Below are 18227 nucleotides of genomic sequence, written 5' to 3'. Positions count from 1 at the left end.
AAAAGAAAAGCAACTGCAGAATATAAAGTGAGTTAAATTTTGTAGGAAAAATAATTTTTTAGTTTATTGTAAGAGGAGGAAAAATTAATTAATTTTTCCTCCTGCTGGATTTATTACTCATGGATTAGCAATAAATATCTTTTATTTTAAAGAATCATTTAAGTATTTATCTATGCCAACTGCAGCATCATGACCGGTTTTGATAGCATTTATTACATCTGGCCCCCGGGCAATATCACCACCAGCAAAAAGCCAGTTAACTGAAGTCTGGCTGTAGTCATTAATTTTAATTCTGGGGCCCGCATATTCAATTTCAAACTGGTCATCAATGTAAGAGTTATCACCACCCTGACCGATAGCCTCGATTACCATATCACATTCATAATTTTCAATATCACTGTTATCATAAGTGGGGTTGAAATTCATATCTTCATCAAAAACAGAAACACAGCAGTTTGTACATAAGTGGGCCAGTGAACCATCTTCATTAATTTCAATTTCTTTTGGTCCCCGACCGGGTTTAAAGACTATTCCTTCTTCCCGAGCTTCATCGATTTCTTCCTGGTCAGCAGGCATAATATCCTCAGTTTCCAGAGAAGTAACAGTAATATCTACTTCTCCGTACTTATCTTTTTGGATTCTGGCCATAGAGCGGGCAATATCCATTGCAACATTACCGCCACCTATAACTACCAGTCTTTTAGTTACAGGAACTTCTTTACCGCGGGCAATATCTGCCAGCAGGTTTACCGCCTGATAGACATTATTGTTTTCAGTACCGGGAACTCTGGTACTGCGGCCGTTATGGAGACCGGTAGCTGCAAATACTGCATCATAGTTTTCGTGTAATTCTTTAAGTTCAATATCTTCACCGACTCTGGTATTAAAGACAAAGTTTACTCCCAGACTTTCAATATAGTCAATATCCTTATCCAGGGCATCATAAGGGAGACGATATTCTGGAATACCGTAGCGCATCATACCTCCGGCTTTTTCCTTGCTTTCATAAACAGTGATCTGATAACCCATTACACTTAAGTAGTGAGCAGCAGAAAGGCCGGCCGGTCCGGCACCAACAACCGCAACTTTTTTATTATTCTGTTCAATTTTTTCTGTTCCTAAAACCTGCTTGTACTCTGCAGAATCAACATTGTCAACTGCATAGCGTTTCAGCCAGCGGATAGAGATTGCCTCACCACGGTGGCTGAGAGCACAGACTCCCTCACATTTATGGGTGCAGACCCGACCACATACTTCAGGCAGCGGATTATCCTCATAAATCTGCTGCAGGGATTCTTCCAGATCATCATCAAAAATACCCCTGATATACTGCGGAATGTTCATATTAGCCGGACAGGTTTCTGTACAGATTTCACATTCCACACAGCGGGAAGCTTCTTTTTCTGCCTGCTCTTTCGAAAAACCTTCAACTATTTCTATAAAGGAATCAATTCTTTCTTCAGGCTCCAGCATTTCCATTTCAATTCTTTTTAAATCAAGTAGATCTGAACTTTGATCTCTTAAATAACCCAGAGGATGCTCAACCTGGTTAATATCGTTTTCAGCTGGTGTTACTATAAATGTATCAGGATCAAGATCAATATAGCTGTAATCACGGCTCATTTCTAAAGAACCTGTTGTACAGACATCAACACAGAGTCCACACCAGCAGCAGCGGCCGTAATCAATCTGCGGCCTCTCATTGCGCTGGCCTTCCTCAGCTGGTACATCAAGCATTTCTACCATTGAGATAGCATCATTGACACATACTTCCTGGCAGGTAGAACAGCCTATACATTCTTCTAAATCGTTAATATGAAAACCCCTGTATCTTTTAGCTGCATCATTAGATTCTGCCGGATAGCGGACAGTTTCCGGTTTTTTAACTAAGTTTTTAAAAGCTGTTACAGGAGAGAAGATGCTTTTTTTATCATTAGCCAATTTTTTCACCTCATTAGTCTTCGATTATATTAATTAAAGTTAATTTTCATAAAATAAATTTCAATTTGAGCTGATACAGATTCACTAAAAAGTAATTATAATTTTTAAGTTCAGCTTTAACGATCAAATTCTGGCGGACAGATTCCGAGACTTTTGGCCCAGACTGGAACATCAGCTATTCTAGTACCCGGTAAAAATTCTCTAACTCCATATAAGCCGAGTGGAGTAGAAGCTCCTCTAACGTGAACTCGATATGGTTTTAAGCTGCCGTCAGAGACCATATAATATCCGTATTCACCGCGCTTGGATTCGATTTTAACATAGGCATCACCTTTAGGAATCTTATACTTTAAGCCATTTCCAAGATCAGCCTGTACAGGTCCATCAGGGATCTTATTGATTAACTGTCTGATAATTTTTATACTCTGAAGCATGTCATCTCTGGCAATTTTTATTCTATCCCAGGCATCACCATTTTCACCTGTTGGAACTTCAAATTCAACATCATCATAGGCTGCATAGGGCATCATTTTGCGGAGGTCGTGGGGAACACCATTGGCTCTTAAGACAGGCCCGGTTGCTCCCATTTCTATAGCCTCTTCTTTAGTGATCACAGCCTTGCCCTGCCACCTTTTTTGAGCATTAGGATTTTCAAAAAGTGCCTTCTGCAGATCAGGGAAGCGTTCATTTTCAAGTTCATCCATTAAATCGAGAATTTTATCTAAGGTTTCATCTTCAATATCCTGCCTAACACCACCCGGTCGAATATAGATGTGGTAGACTCTGGCTCCAGTAATTTCTTCAAAAATGTCTAGAAGGTAATCTCGGGTAAGGGTTCCCCAGTGCATGACTGTGTACTGACCGATTCCAGCTGCATTACCTCCAATAGAGAAGATGTGACCCTGAATTCTTGCCAGTTCCAGAATTATTGAACGGATATAGTCAGCCCGGCGGGGAACTTCAATTTCTCCAATTGCTTCAAAGCCCATGGCATAAACCATTTCGTTGATATCCGGTTCTTCAACACAAATCCGGGGAACTAAGGCTGTATTTTTAATCCATATTCTTTCTTCCATCAGTTTTTCAAAACCGCGGTGCAGGTGACCTGCATTGGCCCGGGCAGAAGTTACTGTATCTCCTTCAAATTCATAGTTGATTCCGTAATTTCCAGGTACTCCGGGGTGATTGGGTCCAAAAAATATTTCAGTCTGTGTGTTTTTGTCCATTGTAATCCCTCCATTCATATTTATCATTAACAAATTTTCTGGTATCAAAGTCCTTGCGCATGGGAGGGATCTCCTGCCAGTTCTCCAAAATTAATTCTTCTAAATTATCATTACCCTTAAATTTGACACCAAAAAAATCGTGGATATCTCTTTCGTAAAATTCAGCCACCGGCCAGATTTCCTTTGCGGTCTGAAAAATGCCGGGATCACGCTTAATTCTAGTTTTTAGGCTGATATTGATCAGGTCATCATAGGAAAAGAGATGATAGACTAATTCGAATTCTCCCTCTTCAGGCCAGTCAACACAGCTGATTGTAGATAGATGTCTGTAGGAATGAGATTTTAAAAAGGAAAGGGCCTGAATAAGTTCCTCTTTTTTAAATTCTACAGAGACATTTTGCTTGCGTTTGATTTCCAGTTTTAGTGGTTCAAAATGAGCATTCATTAACTGTAAGAGATCTTTTTCATTTCTCACTGTGTTCTCTGCACCTCCCCTAAAACGGCTTCCTGATTCTGATGGTAGTATTCTAAATTATCCTGATAGCGCTGGTAGCCATCTGCCTCACCGTCTGCTATCATTTTCTTCAATTTAAGCAGACCATCTAAAATAGCCTCCGGTCTCGGCATACAGCCTGCAATATACATTTCAACAGGCAGATATTTATCCAGCTGTTTGATTGTATTATATGAATCCCAGTACATACCACCATTGATGGTGCAGGAGCCAAAGCCGACCACAAATTTTGGCGCCTGCATCTGCTCATAGGTATAGATTAAGCGTCTTAGAGTTTTGGTGCTTAAGTAGCCAGTTACTAATAGTAAGTCTGCCTGGCGCGGAGTAGCTGCTGGACCGATACCAAAACGACTCATATCATAGCGAGAAGTCATGGTAGGCGGCAGTTCAATAGCACCACAGCCGGTACAGTAATGAAGCATATTTATCGATTTATTCTGGGCCCAGTCAAGAATTTCCTGCCAGCTCCCTTTAACAAAGTTGTTATTCATTTTAAAACCTCCTGCTTAAGTAATTATATATATTGCCTGTAAAATTGCTATTCCTAAAGGCCACTTCCAGAAAAACTTAATTCCATCTTCAATTCTAAATCTGGGGAAAAGGCTGCCGAACATTGTTGCTAAAACCCAGACTATAAGCATTTTAAAAGTGAAGATTAGAATGTTTTCCGCCCCTCCTAAAAAGAGGTTGACATAAAGGGCCAGTTCAATAATAATTGTGATTGACTTCTGTAAGAGCAGCATACCGAGATACTTACCACCGGATTCTACAACCGGGCCAGACCCAATCTCCGATGGAGCAATCATAGAATCAAAGGGTTTTTTGCCCATCATTCCAATTAGCACCACAAAGGCAACTGCAGCCATCAGCGGATAGGCAAAGAGATTCCAGTTTAAAAAACTTCCAGCCTGGGCCTGCATCAGCCCCCAGACAGAAGATGTCTGGTATCTATAGATCAGCGCAAATAAAATGACCAGATAGGGCAGTTCATAACCTAACATCTGCATTAAGGCTCTGGAAATTCCAACTGAAGCCTGAGGATTACCAGAACCAACAGTTCCCATTGCCATTCCGAGAGAAGCAATTGCTAAAAGATAGATTACCAGGATTACAGTTCCCTCCATTGAATAGAGCTGCCAGCTGCCAAGGGGAATAAAGAATAAGGTTGCAATCACTCCCCCGAGAGCCATAATCGCACCGAAGTCAAAGATAAATCCGTGCGTTATAGCATCTTTTCCAAATAACTTTAAAACATCAAGATAGGGCTGATAAACAGGAGGACCATATCTTTTTTGAATCCTGGCCACAATTTTACGGGCAATGCCCATAAAGAGCAGTCCAAGAGCCATTGAAAAAACTGTGATTAGAACAAAATGTCCGATTCTATAAATTATATCTATCATATTATCCACCCCACTGCAGCTAGAATAACAAATAATAAGACTGAATAAAGAGCATAGTTCTGCAGCTTACCGGCTGCAAGAGCTCTTCTTAAGCCCTCACCACTTCTAACCAGGTTTTTAGTTAAAGTTTCATAAAAGTCAGTTAAACTTTTAGCTGCTAGATTATCAAATAATCTATCAAAGGGTCTATAATATTGATAAGCATAATGATAACTTTCAGCATCTGTAATATATTCACCAGAACTGTAGGTGTCCAGCAGACCAACCAGTTTAGATTTTTTAGCAAAACTAAAGAGCAAGAGTGCTATGATAAATCCAGCTGAGAAGATATTAAAGATTAAAAGAGAATTCCAGGCTCCATTTGCTCCCTGAATACTGTAGAGAGTATAGTTAACAGTTTCTATACCTAAATAGCCAGAAATTTGATTGATAATATTCATCTGAATTCCTGGAAAAACTCCAAATAAAACGATTACTAAAATCAGGATCAGCATCGGTATTTTCATCAACAGAGGAACCTCTTTAATATTCTGATGCTGAGGTTTTAACTGACCTAAAAATACAGTGCTTAAGGGCTTAAAGACATACATAAAGGAGGCTATACTGCCGAAAAAGGCAGCAATTGCCAGAAATAGATATCCCTTTTCAATTAAAGCCTGATAGATAACCCACTTGGAGATAAAGCCGTTTGTAGGTGGAATACCTGCAAGAGCAATAATTGCTGTCAAATAAGCAGCAAAGGTCAGCGGCATTCTAAAGATCAGGCCACCCATCTCATACATTTTAGTTGTTCCAGTTCTGTAAATTACCGCAGCCAGAGCCAGAAAGATAGTTGATTTAAAGATTAAGTGATTCATTAGATGCAGCATTGAGCCGCTAAATCCTAAAGGAGTTGCGATTGCAATTCCAATAATTATATAGCCCATTTGAGAAATAGAGGAATAAGCTACTAATTTTTTCATATCTTCCTGTCTGATGGCGAGTATTGTTCCTGTAATTATTGTAACTGCTCCCAAAAGAGCAAATAAATAACTTAAAAGCGGCAGTCCACGGTAAGCGATAGTATTTTCTATTATTTTAAAGAAGGAAAGCTGATAGAAAACAACGATCATTCCATAGATTCCTATTTTAAGCATCATTCCAGAAAGAAAAGGAGAAAACTCCTTGGGCGCATTACCATGAGCATCCTTAACCCAGATGTGAAGAGGGAAGATACCGGCTTTGACTATAAAGGGTAAGCTGATAACTAAAAGCAGCATAATTGACTGAGCTGGAGAATTAGCCACTAAAAATTCAGCTGCAGAGTCAAAGGCAAAGCTTCCTGTCTGCTGAAAGATAAAAATCGCGGCCATTAAAAATGCATAAGCTGCTCCGGCACTTAAAATAATGTACCTATAGGCTGCTCTTCCTGCCATTTTCTTTTTCCCGGCTGAGATCAGATAAAAGGAAGTCCAGGTCATTAACTCCCAGAAAATAAAAAGAGTTAAGAAATCACGGGCAAAAACAATTCCAATCATACTACCGATTATGATTAGAAAGTTTAAGTTGAAAACAGAAGAGAACTTAAAATTCTCCTGTGAGTTAATAGAAAATAAGGCAATTAAAATCGAAATTGCTGCTGTCATGACTGCGAAGAGCCAGGAAAGCGGATTAACTGCCAGTAAAAAGTCAATTTTATATCCCATTAAACTAAGATTAAAGCTTTGAGTTATATCCCATCTGCCATATAATGCAGTCAGACTTAAAAGTAAATAAGCTGAAACTAAAGCTGTAATAACTGCTCCAGCTTTTCGATTCCTCTTATTTAAAATATAGGCTATAAAAGCTGCTGCAATCGGGATGAATATATAATTTGTCAGCACTTACATCCCTCCTAAAACTGTCATAATATAACTACCATTGTTGATAAGTTCTGCTGCCGCTTTTTCCAGGGGGTCAGCAATTAGCTGGGGATAAATTCCCAGGCCGAAAATCATTAGAGTCAGTAAAACAACCGGTATAGTAATTACAGCTGTTTTTTTAACTTCAATTTTTAAATCTTCAAAATATAATTTCTGTACTACTTTTAAATAATAGGCAATTTCTATCACGGCAGCCAGCAGTATTAATACTGTCAGCAGAAATTGATCTGCATTTAAACTGCTGCTGATAATCATAAACTTACTGATAAAGCCATTCAAAAATGGCACACCAAGTATCCCCATGGCAGCAATGGTAAAGCCAAAGGCTGCAGTTTTCTTTTTGCTGCCCAGACCGGCTAAGTCGTCTATGTTTTTACTGCCTGCTGCTGAGATTAGAACTCCAGCACTGATAAAGAGCAGAATTTTTAAAATTGAATGATTGACCAGCTGAAAAAGTCCAGCTCTAACGGCTCCCTCAGTTCCCAGACTGATTACTGCTACAATCAATCCCATCTGGGCTAAACTTGAGTAGGCCAGCATTCTTTTAATATTTTTTTGCTGATAGGCTATCAGTTCACCTAAGATTAAGGTGATGGCCCCTAAATAGAGCAGATAATTTAAAAATGATTGAGCAGGAAAAAGGGTGAAAAATATTCTAGCCAAAGCATAGATTCCTGCTGCTGAGACTGCTCCACTCATAATTCCGCTAACTGCTGTTGGAGCTTCAGTATAAAGATCAGGCACCCAGAAGTTAAGCGGGAATAATTCTGCCTCAATTCCGACTCCGATTAAAAATAAGAGTGCTGTAATCTGCAGTAAAAGCGGGTTGATCAGGCCTGCTGAAGCTGCTATTTCAGCCAGGTTAAGACTGCCGACTGCTGAATAGGTAAATCCTATTCCAAGCAGCATAAAAACTGAGCCGATTCCCCCGATGACTAAATATTTAAAGCTGGCTTCGTAGCTGTCTCTGCCGGCAAAAGCAGTTAAGCTGTAGGCAGCAATACTTGTAATTTCAATAAAAACAAAAAGGTTGAATAAATCACCGGTCATCACCATTCCACTGGCACCGGCAGTTATCATTAAAAATAAAAGGTAGAATTTATCATCAAATTTATAATCCTGAGTTAAATTATATATTGATAGTATAAAGGCACTACCGTTGATTAAAAACGCTGCCAATAAGGCCAGAGGTCCTACATAGAGATTAATTGCCAGAGGAGCCTGCCAGCCGCCAAGTTCTATTATTATGGCTGAATCCATAATTTGAGAAAAATTTGCTGTCAGAACTAAAAGATTAAAGGCTGTTGTTAAAAGAGCTATAACCTTTGGCAGTTTTTGATTAAGCATTTTAAAAATTGGCATTGTAAAAGACATAAGTAGTGGTATTGCTATAATTAAAGTAAGGTTCACCATTTTAACCCCCTTATTTTTGAGATATCAAGGGTAGAAAATTTATCATATATTTTAATTACAAGTGCAAGTCCAAGACCGAGCACAGCTGTTCCAATTACAATTGAAGTTAAGACCAGAGCCTGTGGAATTGGATCAACAAAAGCAGCTGTATTTGTCTGAACAACAGAATTTAAGATCGGTGCATTTGCTGCTTTAACATAACCGAGAGCCACCAGCATCAGGTTAACTCCGGTATCCATTAAAGCAAGTGAAATCAGAATTTTTATCATGTTCTTTCTGGTTATTACTCCATATAGTCCTATTAAAATGAGAAGTATTGATCCTCCAAAAAAAGACCACTCCTCCAGGAAGTTGAGCAAAGTAATCACATCCTTTATAAAATTTAAACTTTATTTTTTAAAATTTGGCCGCAGTTAATTAAGCTTCAATTAGACTTTTAACTATATTAGTTAATTCTGCTCCTACTTTAAAGGCAATGGCTGTATAAATAACTGCAATTGTTCCTCCGCTGAAGAGCTCTCCAACAGTGCCAGTTGCCAGAAAGTTTTCTAAAAAAGAGCCTCTTGTTATCAATCCATACAGTCCGAGGCCTACAAATACTATCCCGGCTGCACTTTCAACAAGAGTGATGCTTTTTTCTTTAATTTCAAATTTATAATCGGCAAGCATTTTAAGTAAAAAAGCAGTTGCTATTACTGCTCCTCCCTGAAATCCTCCACCAGGGCTTAAGTGGCCGTGAATAAAAATATAGGCGCCTGCTAATAAGAGCAGAGGAAAGATAATTTTAATTCCAGTATTTAAAATCAAAGAAGCTTCTTTGGCTGCAAATCTACTTTTCTCACTCTTTTCTAAGTTAAGCACAATTGCAATTCCTGCTGCTGCCAGAAATAAAACTGTGATCTCACCTAAGGTATCAAATGATCTGTAGTTTGCTACTACTGAGGTAACAATATTAGCTGAGCCACTTTCTAAATTAGAACTTTCCTTATAAATAACTTTCTTGCTGTCAGAATTAACATTCTTATTTATATAACGGCTGGCTGTTCTATTACTTAGATCTGCCTGTCCAAATTTATTTATCGTAATTTCTCCAGCTGCCGGAACAATGGTAAAAGCCTGAAAGATAATGAAAGCAAAGACGGCTACAATTATTAAGGCCAAAAAGTTTCTAAACTTCACTCACTTTTCCCCCTTTCAGTTTTATATAAGGCGAGTACAAAAATTGCTGTTGTTAACCCGGCCCCAATTGCTGCCTCTGTCATTGCGACATCAGGTGCTTTTAAAAAATAAAATAGAACTGAAGCGATTAAGCTGACCAGACCGGCAGCTATAATAGAATTTAATAAGTTATCAAAAAATAAGGCTGCTAATGCAGCAATAAGCATAATTAAAATTAAAAAGCTAGAAATTAGAGGCATTCTGATCACTGCCTTTCTTATTTAAATAATTTTCTTGATATTTATCCTGAGCTGTTATTTTATCAACTGCAATTCTGCTCAGTCTGGCAGCACGAGCTATAGCATGACTGCCAATTGGATTTGTCATTAAGATAAAAATAGCAATAATTAATGTTTTTAAAAACCAGTCAGTCTCAACCATACCTACTCCTATAATAGTAGATAAAGCTCCTAGAGTTGTTGCTTTTGTTCCTGCCTGAAGTCGGTTGTAAACATCCGGCATTCTCAATAAGCCTAAAGCCCCTAAAAAGAGAAACAAAGTTCCTAAGAAAATTAAAATATAGCCTAAAGTATTGATAATAATCAAAATTAACCTCTCCCTTCAAGATAGCGGGCGATAACAATTACTCCTGTAAAAGAAAGTGCCGCAAAAACAAAGGAAATATCCAGATAAATATGATTTTTAAAAAATAGTGCCAGAACTACCAGCAGAGAGCTTATTATAGTTGTTACTGTATCTAAAGAAACTATTCTATCAGCTGGAGTTGGGCCTTTGAGCATTCTAATAACTGCAATCAAAACTGCAGCAGAAATAATTATGAAGATATAATTTAACATTAAAAGACCCCCTCCAATAAATTCTCGAATTTTTCAGAAATTAGTTTTTTCTGTTCTGCTGGATCAGTAGTACTGAGATCAATCCAGTGAATATAAAGACTGTCATCGATTATATCTACTGTCAGAGTTCCAGGAGTTAAAGTAATAGAGTTTGCCAAAAATAATTTGGCCCTGTCTGATTTGAGATTGGTTTTAATCTCTACAATTCCTGGATTAATTGGTAGAGAAGGATCAATAACTCTTTTTGCTACATCAAGATTTGCTTTCAGCATTTCCCATAAAAAAACAGGTATATACTTTATAAAAGCAAATATCCTGCTGATAATATTATTCTGAGTTTTTTCTCTGCTAAAACTCTGATATGTAAAAAGTGATAGCAGCAGAGAAACAACTAATCCAGTTAATAACTCTGACTGCTCAAGTGATGAAGTATAGGCAAGCCAGAAGAGGAAAAAGAATGTTGTGCTGAATAAATATCTTTTTAAATTCTGCAAAAGAAAACCTCCTTTAATAAAGTTGATGAAAATACTATGAGATTTTTTTCATAAATTTAGTGAAAAAAATAATATTTTATAATATACCTCCCCCTTTGCAAATGTTTTGACAACTTATATCTATATATTATGATATTACGATATAAAAGTCAACATAAAATTATTATTTTTCTGAAAATACTCAAATACTGCTGTCAGAAAATTAAAGTTTCTAACAGCAGTATTATAAAAAGCCTAAATTTATTTAATTTTTTTAACGGATTCTCTCTCTATTAATTCTGTAGGAATAACTGATTTAGTTGATTTTTTTTCTGGATTTTGAATCCGGTCAAATAATTTTCGAGCAGCTTCCTGGCCCATTCCTTCTTTGTCCACCGAAATAGTGGATATTTTTGGGGTTGTAAAAGCAGTAAGTTCAATATTATCAAAGCCAATTATAGAAATATCTCCTGGTACTTCCAAACCATATTTATTAAAAGCCTGAATAAGACCAATAGCAGTTGCATCATTGGCAGCAAAAATAGCTGTTGGCAGTTCTTTTTCTCTTAAAAAAGATTTGGCAAGTTCTTTACCCATATTTTGACCAAAATCTTCTTTTATTTTAATAAAATTATTATTAATATCTAAATTATTTTCAATCATTTCTAATTTATAGGCTTTATATCTTTCATTAAAACTGGGATGAGAATTGGGTCCACCAGCATAACCAATTTCTTGATGGCCCATTTTAATTAAATATTTAACAGCCTGCATAGCTCCATTATAATTATCTGAAACTATTGAGTCCATAATAGGGGAACTCAAATAGTTATCAACTAATACAGTTGGAAATTTCAATTCTTCTATTGCTTTAATCATGTCAGTATTAATATCGGCACCGGCCAGGATAAGTCCATCAACTTTGTTCTGACTGATTATTGCAGGAATTTCTTTGCTTTTTAGATCTTCAAGCTTAATTGTTGAAAAGAGAAGATTATAATCATAATTTTCTATTTCAACTTCCACTCCTGCTATAACTCTTGTGTAAAAAGGGTTATTAAAGATAGGGATATGACGGCGGCTCATTATAAAAGCAATATTATGCGTTTTTAAGTTCACCTGAGAATGGAAAGAAAAATACCCCATTTCTTTGGCAATGTTTAAAATCTTCTGTCTGGTAACAGGAGAGACCCCTCCTTTATCATTTAGTGATTTAGAAACAGTTGAAATAGAAACTTCAGCTTTTTCCGCAATATCTTTAATTGTAATACTCATACTGATACTTCCTTTCAAAAAAATTTACAGGTTTAATGTTTTAGCAGTAATAATCTTTCAAAACAAGCGAAAAACTTTTCTTATAGTATAACATATGTTCAAAAATAAATAAAATTGAATCTTTTTTTAAAATTATTTGAAAAAACGAAAAAACAATGCTATAATATAAGAAAGTTATTTCGTAAATAACGAAAAAATATTGTTTTTTAATCAAATAATTTTTTTGTACATTGAAAATTAAATAAAAAAAATAAAAATTAGCTTGAATTGTCTGCAAATTTACGCTATAATTAAATCAAGAAATCGTTTTAGTAAGTTTTAGCGTAAATTTCTCCTTTTCTTCAAATATTAAATTTTAAAATTTGTTAATTTAATGAAGATTGGTGAAATTGCTAAAATTTTGTTCACTCTTACTTTTATAAGTTAATAATCCCTTAAGACAAAAGAGAGTGACATTTTGCATTACAAAATAATTTAAAGGGGTGTTTATTAATGATGAATGTTGGTAAGAAGGTTTTAATTCTAACTCTGGCTTTTCTATTTCTAGTTGGAGGTATGTCTCTGGCTCAGGATCTTCCTAGAGAAGAGACCTTAGTTGTTTCTGGAGCAATGTGGGGACCTCCATCAACCTGGAATGTTCTAATTCCTAACCCTACTCCAGGTACAGGTGGCTTAGTTTATGAGACAATGTTTTCTTATAACCCACTTGAAAACGAATATCAGCCCTGGTTGGCTGAAAGTGGAGAATGGGTTTCCGACAATGAATATGTTCTTAATTTAAGAGAAGGTATTAATTGGACAGATGGTGAAGAATTTAATGCAGAAGATGTTGTCTTTACTTATGAACTTGCAAAAGATAACTCTATAATGTATTCACCTGTCTGGGACTGGATGGAATCTGTAGAGGCAGAAGATAATTATACAGTTAGATTTACCTTCAGTGAACCACATTATGCAGAATGGGATTCTGAATTATATCAGCGTTACATTATTCCAGAACATATCTGGAGTGAAATTCCATCTGACGAATTAATTACCAGAACAATGAAAGATCCTGTTGGTACTGGTCCATATATGGCCAGAGAAGCAGGTCAGGACAGAATGGTCTGGGAAAGAAATGATGACTGGTGGGGTAATGATGTATTCGGTCAGCCTAAACCTAAATATCTTGTTGATTTAGTTAATCAGAGCAACAATGTTGTTATGGGAATGTTAATGAAAGGCGAACTTGACTTAAGTAATAACTTTATCCCTGGTGTTCAGAAAGTTAAAGATCAGTTTGGTTTAAAAACCTGGTATGATGGAGAGCCATATATGCTTTCCTGGAACACAGCTAATATGTATATGAACACAACCAGAAAACCAATGGATGATGTTCAGTTTAGAAGAGCAATGGCCTATATGGTAGATCAGCAGGCAATTGTTGACCGTGTATATGGTGGCCTGGTAAAGCCTGCCAATCCAACAGGTTTATTTGGAGAAGGTTGGTTAAAATATCTGGATGAAAATGTAGTAGATGAATATGGTTTTGAGTATAATACTACCAAAGCCAAAGCCTTATTAAATGATGCAGGTTATGTTGATGCAGATGGTGATGGCTGGAGAGATATGCCTAATGGTGACCCACTCGAATTAAGCATTATAGTTCCCAGTGGCTGGACAGACTGGATGTCAGCTGTCAGAGTTATTTCTCAGAATGCTGAAGAAATTGGGGTAAATATTACACCTAACTTCCCTGATTCCTCACTATTTGATAACAAGCGCTTTAATAAAGATTTCGACATGTTAATTGCTAACTTCAATACAACTCTTTCTTCAAATCCATTTGATTACTGGGATGGTGTAGCAAACGAGAGTATTCATGGCGAAACAATCAGTAATGGTAACTGGGGTGCTTATGATAACCCTAAACTCTTTGATTTAATTGATAAATTTAACATGACAAAGAATGAAACTGAAAAACAGGAAATTGCTTCTGAGATTCAGAGAATTCTTTTAGAAGAAATGCCAACAGTACCTCTCTGGCATAATGGTCTCTGGGCTCAGCAGACAACAAACAACTGGACAAACTGGCCAAATGAGGATGATCCTTATGGTGTTCCAGTAAGTTGGGGTAATGCTTATCAGTTAGGTATGATTCATACCTTAATCGGGCTGGAACCAGCAGAGTAAAAGTCAAAACAATTGAATTGAGTTATTAATACAGGTCCGATAATTTTTTATCGGGCCTGTTATTTAGAAAGGAGCAGCAAAAGATGGGTAAATATTTGCGGAAAAAATTAATTATCTATATTATTACATTTATTCTGGCAGTAACAATTAATTTTATAATTCCCAGAATGATGCCTGGGGATCCAATCCAATCACTTTTGTCACGTTTTTCCGGTATGGAGGGCGGACGTGAAATTTTGCAGGATCAACTTACCCTGCTTTTTAATTTAGATCAGCCTCTCTGGGAACAATATCTTAATTTTTGGAAATCAGTTTTTACGCTTGATTTCGGAATTTCAATTATTCAGTTTCCAACACCAGTAATAGATATTATAAAAAGAGCTATTGTCTATGATCTGGCAGTTCTGTTTCCTGCAATTATATTAAGCTGGATTGTTGGTAATAAACTGGGTGCTTATTCCGGGACAGATAAAAAAGTCGATAATGCTTCAATGCCATTCTTTTATTTTTTAGCTTCCTCACCATATTTTTGGATGGCCGGGATTGTAGTATTTTTCTTTGGGGTGGTTATTGGCTGGTTCCCAATTAGTGGAGCCTACAGTTCGACGGCCTCACCTGCTTTTACCTGGAATTTTATAGCTGATTTTTTACATCACTGGTTTTTGCCGTTTTTTACTATGTTTCTGGTTCAGCTCGGTGGCTGGGCAATTGGAATGCGCAATATGATCATGTACGAAAAAAGTTCAAATTATTCTAAGTATATGGAGACTCTGGGTGCCTCTAAAAAATTGATCAGGCGTTATGGCTTTCGTAATGGTGTTTTACCACAGGTTACAGGTCTGGCTTTAAGAATTGGTCGAATTGTTGGTGGCGCAATAACAGTTCAGGTGGTATTTAATTATCCCGGTCTCGGTAGAATGATGCTTGATGCAGTACAAAACCAGGATTATTTTTTAATGCAGGGAGTATTTTTAACAATTGTAACCATGGTTTTAGCAGCGAATTTTATAGTAGATATAGTATATATGTTCATTGATCCAAGAGTTAGACTTTCATTTACTGAGGAGGTTTAGGTTATGGCAAAAGATTTCTGGGCAAAACATGAAAATTTATATTATGCTTTAACAAATAAAAAAGTTATTTTTGGTTTAACTATTGTAGCCTTTGTTTTTTTGCTGGCAGCATTTGGCCCAATGATTGCTCAATATGAATATGATGAATATGCCGGACAGGGTTATTTACCCCCTTCCTCAGAGCATTTCTTTGGTACGACTATTGATGGTAAGGATGTATTTACTCGGACGGTTAATGGTCTGCGCTCAACTCTTTTAGTGGGGGCTATAGCTGGTAGTATTGCAACTTTAATCGGCTGTATAATTGGTTTTGTTGCTGGTTATTATGGTGGAACAATTTTTGATGAGCTTTTAATGATGTTAACCAATATTTTTGTAGTGATGCCACAGCTTGCACTTTTAATTGTAATTGCAGCATTTCTGGAAGTACGGGGGACATTTGTTATGGCAGTGATTGTTGCTTCAACAGCCTGGCCCTGGACAGCAAGAGCGGTTAGATCTCAGACCCTTTCTTTAAAAAATCAAGAATATGTGTCTCTATCCAGGATTTCTTCAATTAGTGTTGGCAGGATTTTAAGAGAAGATATTGCTTCCAATATGTTTTCCTATGTATTCATGGTATTTATTCAGCAGTTTAATGGTACCATGTTGGCAACAGTTCAGCTGGAGTTTCTGGGATTAGGACCAACAAAGGGTATTTCTTTAGGTCTTGTGATGCAGAATGCGGTTAACTGGAATGGTATACAACTTGGTATGTGGTGGTGGGCAATAATTCCTGGTTTGATTTTAACAATTCTAATTACAGCTTTATACTTTATCAATACAGGATTAGATGCAGCCTTTAACCCACGTTTGAGGGAGATGTAAGCTATGAGCGAGAATATATTAGAAGTTAAAAATTTAAAAGCATATTATGATATTTTAAAAGGTCAGGTTAAAGCAGTAGATAATGTAACTTTTAATCTAAAAAAAGGAGAAATACTTGGCTTGGCTGGTGAGTCAGGCTGTGGAAAAAGTACTCTCGCCAGTACTTTTATTTCGAGAAAAAAGCCTCTTAAATATATTTCTGGCGAAGTTGATCTGGTGGGTAATAAAATTATGCAGATGAGTGAAGAGGAATTTAAGGAGCTTCGTCTTAGAACAATTTCTTTAATTCCACAGTATGCTCTGGATGCTTTTTCTCCTACCAAAAAAATTAAGACCTATATAGCAGATTTGGCCAGGCAGCATGGCATAAAAACAGATAAAGAATTCTTTGATAAAGTAAAAGAAAGACTGGATCTGGTAAATCTTGATGAATCAGTATTAAATAGATATTCAATTGAGTTATCAGGTGGGATGAAGCAGAGAGTCATCATGGTTATCTCTACAATTTTAGATCCAGAATTTTTAATTGCTGATGAAATCACCTCAGCACTGGATGTAAGTTCTCAGCGTTTTGTGGCAACAATGCTTGCCAACCTGCGGGATTTAGGAATTATTAAATCTTCAATTTTTATTACTCATGATTTATCTATTCTCTATCAGATTGCTGATCGGATTATGATTATGTATGCAGGTAATTTTGCTGAGATTGGTCCGACAGATGAAATTGTCGATAATCCTCGTCATCCTTATACCAGAGCTTTAATTGATTCATTACCTAAAGTAGGTATCCAATATAAAGACAAGAGGTTATCTGGAATTGAAGGGACACCTCCTCATTTATTAAATATTGAAGAGGGCTGTCGTTTTAGACATCGCTGTCCTTATGCAATTGATAAATGTGAAGAAACACCTGAAAGAGAAAAGGTTGCAGAGGATCATTTTGTATCCTGCTGGAGATGGAAAGAGTTAGGAAGTGATCTCAATGGCTAAAAATAAAGATGTTGTAATGTCAGTACAGGGTTTAACCAAAGTCTTTAAAAGTGGAATTTTAAATCCAGAATATACTGTGGCTGCCAAAGATATATCATTCGACATTGAAAAAGGAAAAATTATTTCTTTAATTGGAGAAAGCGGTAGTGGAAAGACAACCGTTGGAAAATTAATTTTGAAGCTAATAAATCCCAGTGAGGGAAAGATAATATATAATGGTAAAGATATTTCTGAGATCAAAGAAAAAGAAGAAACTAAACAGTATTATCGTCGGGTTCAGGGGATTTTTCAGGATCCATTTGCAACTTTTAATCCCTTATACAGAGTGGATAGAGTTTTTGATTTGATTTTTGATTCTTTTGATTTAGATTATGAAGACAAAGATCAGGCGATTAGAGAGGCACTTTTTGATGTTAACTTAAATCCTGATCGGACTCTGGGAAAATTTCCGCATCAGTTAAGTGGAGGTCAGCTGCAGAGATTACTGATTGCTAGAGCTTTACTGATGGATGTAGATGTACTAATAGCAGATGAGTTAATTAGTATGCTTGATGCATCAACCAGAATTGGTGTTTTAAATTTACTGGTAGAATCCTGCAAGAAACATGGTATGGCAGTTATTTTTATCACCCATGATTTAAACCTTGGTTATTATATTTCCGATCACTCATTAATTATGTATAAAGGAAGACTGGTAGAAAGAGGAGATACCAAAAAAGTTTATGAAAATGCAACTCATCCCTATACTCAGATGTTATTTGAAGCAGTTCCCGAAATAGGTGAGCGCTGGGATCCGGATGAAGAATTTCTACCAGAACAGGTTGTACAGGATGTTAAGGAATTCTATCAAGAAAATCAGGGTAAAGGATTTGTTGAAATAGAAGAAGAACACAGTGTTTTATTCAGTGATAAATAGTATTACTTTTGTAATAAGATTTTGATGATTAGATTTGGATAGAGGAGG

General features: G+C 36.5%; 19 protein-coding genes. 5 read left to right on the top strand and 14 right to left on the bottom strand.

Going from position 1 to position 18227, the window contains the following annotated elements; translation table 11 throughout:
- Positions 1 to 141: 141 nt before the first annotated feature.
- The 14 genes from BW929_RS02030 to BW929_RS01965 form a co-directional block, all read right to left on the bottom strand.
- Positions 142 to 1950, bottom strand: a complete 1809-nt coding sequence (locus BW929_RS02030) for an FAD-dependent oxidoreductase (protein WP_076543710.1) — start codon at positions 1948 to 1950, stop codon at positions 142 to 144.
- 107 nt (positions 1951 to 2057) lie between these two features.
- A complete protein-coding gene (locus BW929_RS02025; protein WP_076543709.1) occupies positions 2058 to 3167 on the bottom strand; it encodes an NADH-quinone oxidoreductase subunit D-related protein in 1110 nt (369 codons plus the stop codon).
- On the bottom strand, positions 3145 to 3642 hold the full coding sequence (locus BW929_RS02020) for an NADH-quinone oxidoreductase subunit C (RefSeq protein WP_084566052.1): 498 nt from the start codon (positions 3640 to 3642) through the stop codon (positions 3145 to 3147). The genes BW929_RS02025 and BW929_RS02020 overlap by 23 nt, the downstream gene beginning before the upstream one ends.
- Positions 3639 to 4172 carry a NuoB/complex I 20 kDa subunit family protein gene (locus tag BW929_RS02015; RefSeq protein WP_076543708.1) on the bottom strand — a complete coding sequence of 178 codons (534 nt, stop codon included), beginning with the start codon at positions 4170 to 4172 and terminating at the stop codon, positions 3639 to 3641. The genes BW929_RS02020 and BW929_RS02015 overlap by 4 nt, the downstream gene beginning before the upstream one ends.
- A 15-nt stretch (positions 4173 to 4187) precedes the next feature.
- Positions 4188 to 5084 (bottom strand): respiratory chain complex I subunit 1 family protein, encoded by an 897-nt coding sequence (locus BW929_RS02010; protein ID WP_076543707.1) that lies wholly within the window; start codon positions 5082 to 5084, stop codon positions 4188 to 4190.
- A complete protein-coding gene (locus tag BW929_RS02005; protein ID WP_076543706.1) occupies positions 5081 to 6946 on the bottom strand; it encodes a proton-conducting transporter transmembrane domain-containing protein in 1866 nt (621 codons plus the stop codon). The genes BW929_RS02010 and BW929_RS02005 overlap by 4 nt, the downstream gene beginning before the upstream one ends.
- Positions 6947 to 8395 (bottom strand): proton-conducting transporter transmembrane domain-containing protein, encoded by a 1449-nt coding sequence (locus BW929_RS02000; protein WP_158537675.1) that lies wholly within the window; start codon positions 8393 to 8395, stop codon positions 6947 to 6949.
- Entirely contained in the window at positions 8392 to 8757 is a 366-nt protein-coding gene (locus tag BW929_RS01995) for an NADH-quinone oxidoreductase subunit K (RefSeq protein ID WP_234978047.1), read from the bottom strand. Before BW929_RS01995 ends, BW929_RS02000 begins: the two co-directional genes overlap by 4 nt.
- A 58-nt stretch (positions 8758 to 8815) precedes the next feature.
- A complete protein-coding gene (locus tag BW929_RS01990) occupies positions 8816 to 9577 on the bottom strand; it encodes a Na(+)/H(+) antiporter subunit B (RefSeq protein ID WP_084566051.1) in 762 nt (253 codons plus the stop codon).
- Positions 9574 to 9816: a hydrogenase subunit MbhD domain-containing protein gene (locus BW929_RS01985; RefSeq protein WP_076543704.1), complete on the bottom strand. Its 243-nt coding sequence runs from the start codon at positions 9814 to 9816 to the stop codon at positions 9574 to 9576. Before BW929_RS01985 ends, BW929_RS01990 begins: the two co-directional genes overlap by 4 nt.
- Positions 9800 to 10162 (bottom strand): monovalent cation/H(+) antiporter subunit G, encoded by a 363-nt coding sequence (gene mnhG / locus BW929_RS01980; protein ID WP_076543703.1) that lies wholly within the window; start codon positions 10160 to 10162, stop codon positions 9800 to 9802. The genes BW929_RS01985 and mnhG overlap by 17 nt, the downstream gene beginning before the upstream one ends.
- A 2-nt stretch (positions 10163 to 10164) precedes the next feature.
- The gene (locus tag BW929_RS01975) at positions 10165 to 10413 is read right to left on the bottom strand and encodes a monovalent cation/H+ antiporter complex subunit F (protein ID WP_076543702.1); all 249 of its coding nucleotides are present in this window, start codon (positions 10411 to 10413) and stop codon (positions 10165 to 10167) included.
- Positions 10413 to 10907, bottom strand: a complete 495-nt coding sequence (locus BW929_RS01970; protein WP_076543701.1) for a Na+/H+ antiporter subunit E — start codon at positions 10905 to 10907, stop codon at positions 10413 to 10415. The genes BW929_RS01975 and BW929_RS01970 overlap by 1 nt, the downstream gene beginning before the upstream one ends.
- A gap of 240 nt (positions 10908 to 11147) precedes the next feature.
- On the bottom strand, positions 11148 to 12161 hold the full coding sequence (locus BW929_RS01965) for a LacI family DNA-binding transcriptional regulator (RefSeq protein ID WP_076543700.1): 1014 nt from the start codon (positions 12159 to 12161) through the stop codon (positions 11148 to 11150).
- Positions 12162 to 12653: 492 nt separating this feature from the next.
- Here BW929_RS01965 and BW929_RS01960 point away from each other — a divergent pair, with 492 nt between their 5' ends.
- From BW929_RS01960 to BW929_RS01940, 5 genes are all read left to right on the top strand, one after another.
- On the top strand, positions 12654 to 14333 hold the full coding sequence (locus BW929_RS01960; protein WP_084566050.1) for an ABC transporter substrate-binding protein: 1680 nt from the start codon (positions 12654 to 12656) through the stop codon (positions 14331 to 14333).
- A gap of 83 nt (positions 14334 to 14416) precedes the next feature.
- Positions 14417 to 15406 carry an ABC transporter permease gene (locus tag BW929_RS01955; RefSeq protein ID WP_076543699.1) on the top strand — a complete coding sequence of 330 codons (990 nt, stop codon included), beginning with the start codon at positions 14417 to 14419 and terminating at the stop codon, positions 15404 to 15406.
- 3 nt (positions 15407 to 15409) lie between these two features.
- Entirely contained in the window at positions 15410 to 16273 is an 864-nt protein-coding gene (locus BW929_RS01950; protein ID WP_076543698.1) for an ABC transporter permease, read from the top strand.
- Between the two features lie 3 nt (positions 16274 to 16276).
- Positions 16277 to 17263 carry an ABC transporter ATP-binding protein gene (locus tag BW929_RS01945; protein ID WP_084566049.1) on the top strand — a complete coding sequence of 329 codons (987 nt, stop codon included), beginning with the start codon at positions 16277 to 16279 and terminating at the stop codon, positions 17261 to 17263.
- A complete protein-coding gene (locus BW929_RS01940; protein ID WP_076543697.1) occupies positions 17256 to 18179 on the top strand; it encodes an ABC transporter ATP-binding protein in 924 nt (307 codons plus the stop codon). The genes BW929_RS01945 and BW929_RS01940 overlap by 8 nt, the downstream gene beginning before the upstream one ends.
- Positions 18180 to 18227: the final 48 nt, after the last annotated feature.

Source organism: Halanaerobium kushneri, from assembly GCF_900156285.1.
Lineage (GTDB): Bacteria > Bacillota > Halanaerobiia > Halanaerobiales > Halanaerobiaceae > Halanaerobium > Halanaerobium kushneri.
The sequence above is the reverse complement of the archived record's forward strand: the minus strand, read 5'-3'. Positions and strand labels throughout refer to the sequence as shown.

Coding starts and splice junctions, on each gene's coding strand:
- BW929_RS02025 (WP_076543709.1), bottom strand. CDS start 3,167: ATGGACAAAAACACACAGACTGAAATATTTTTTGGACCCAATCACCCC.
- BW929_RS02015 (WP_076543708.1), bottom strand. CDS start 4,172: ATGAATAACAACTTTGTTAAAGGGAGCTGGCAGGAAATTCTTGACTGG.
- BW929_RS02010 (WP_076543707.1), bottom strand. CDS start 5,084: ATGATAGATATAATTTATAGAATCGGACATTTTGTTCTAATCACAGTT.
- BW929_RS01985 (WP_076543704.1), bottom strand. CDS start 9,816: ATGCCTCTAATTTCTAGCTTTTTAATTTTAATTATGCTTATTGCTGCA.
- BW929_RS01975 (WP_076543702.1), bottom strand. CDS start 10,413: ATGTTAAATTATATCTTCATAATTATTTCTGCTGCAGTTTTGATTGCA.
- BW929_RS01965 (WP_076543700.1), bottom strand. CDS start 12,161: ATGAGTATTACAATTAAAGATATTGCGGAAAAAGCTGAAGTTTCTATT.
- BW929_RS01960 (WP_084566050.1), top strand. CDS start 12,654: ATGATGAATGTTGGTAAGAAGGTTTTAATTCTAACTCTGGCTTTTCTA.
- BW929_RS01955 (WP_076543699.1), top strand. CDS start 14,417: ATGGGTAAATATTTGCGGAAAAAATTAATTATCTATATTATTACATTT.
- BW929_RS01950 (WP_076543698.1), top strand. CDS start 15,410: ATGGCAAAAGATTTCTGGGCAAAACATGAAAATTTATATTATGCTTTA.
- BW929_RS01945 (WP_084566049.1), top strand. CDS start 16,277: ATGAGCGAGAATATATTAGAAGTTAAAAATTTAAAAGCATATTATGAT.
- BW929_RS01940 (WP_076543697.1), top strand. CDS start 17,256: ATGGCTAAAAATAAAGATGTTGTAATGTCAGTACAGGGTTTAACCAAA.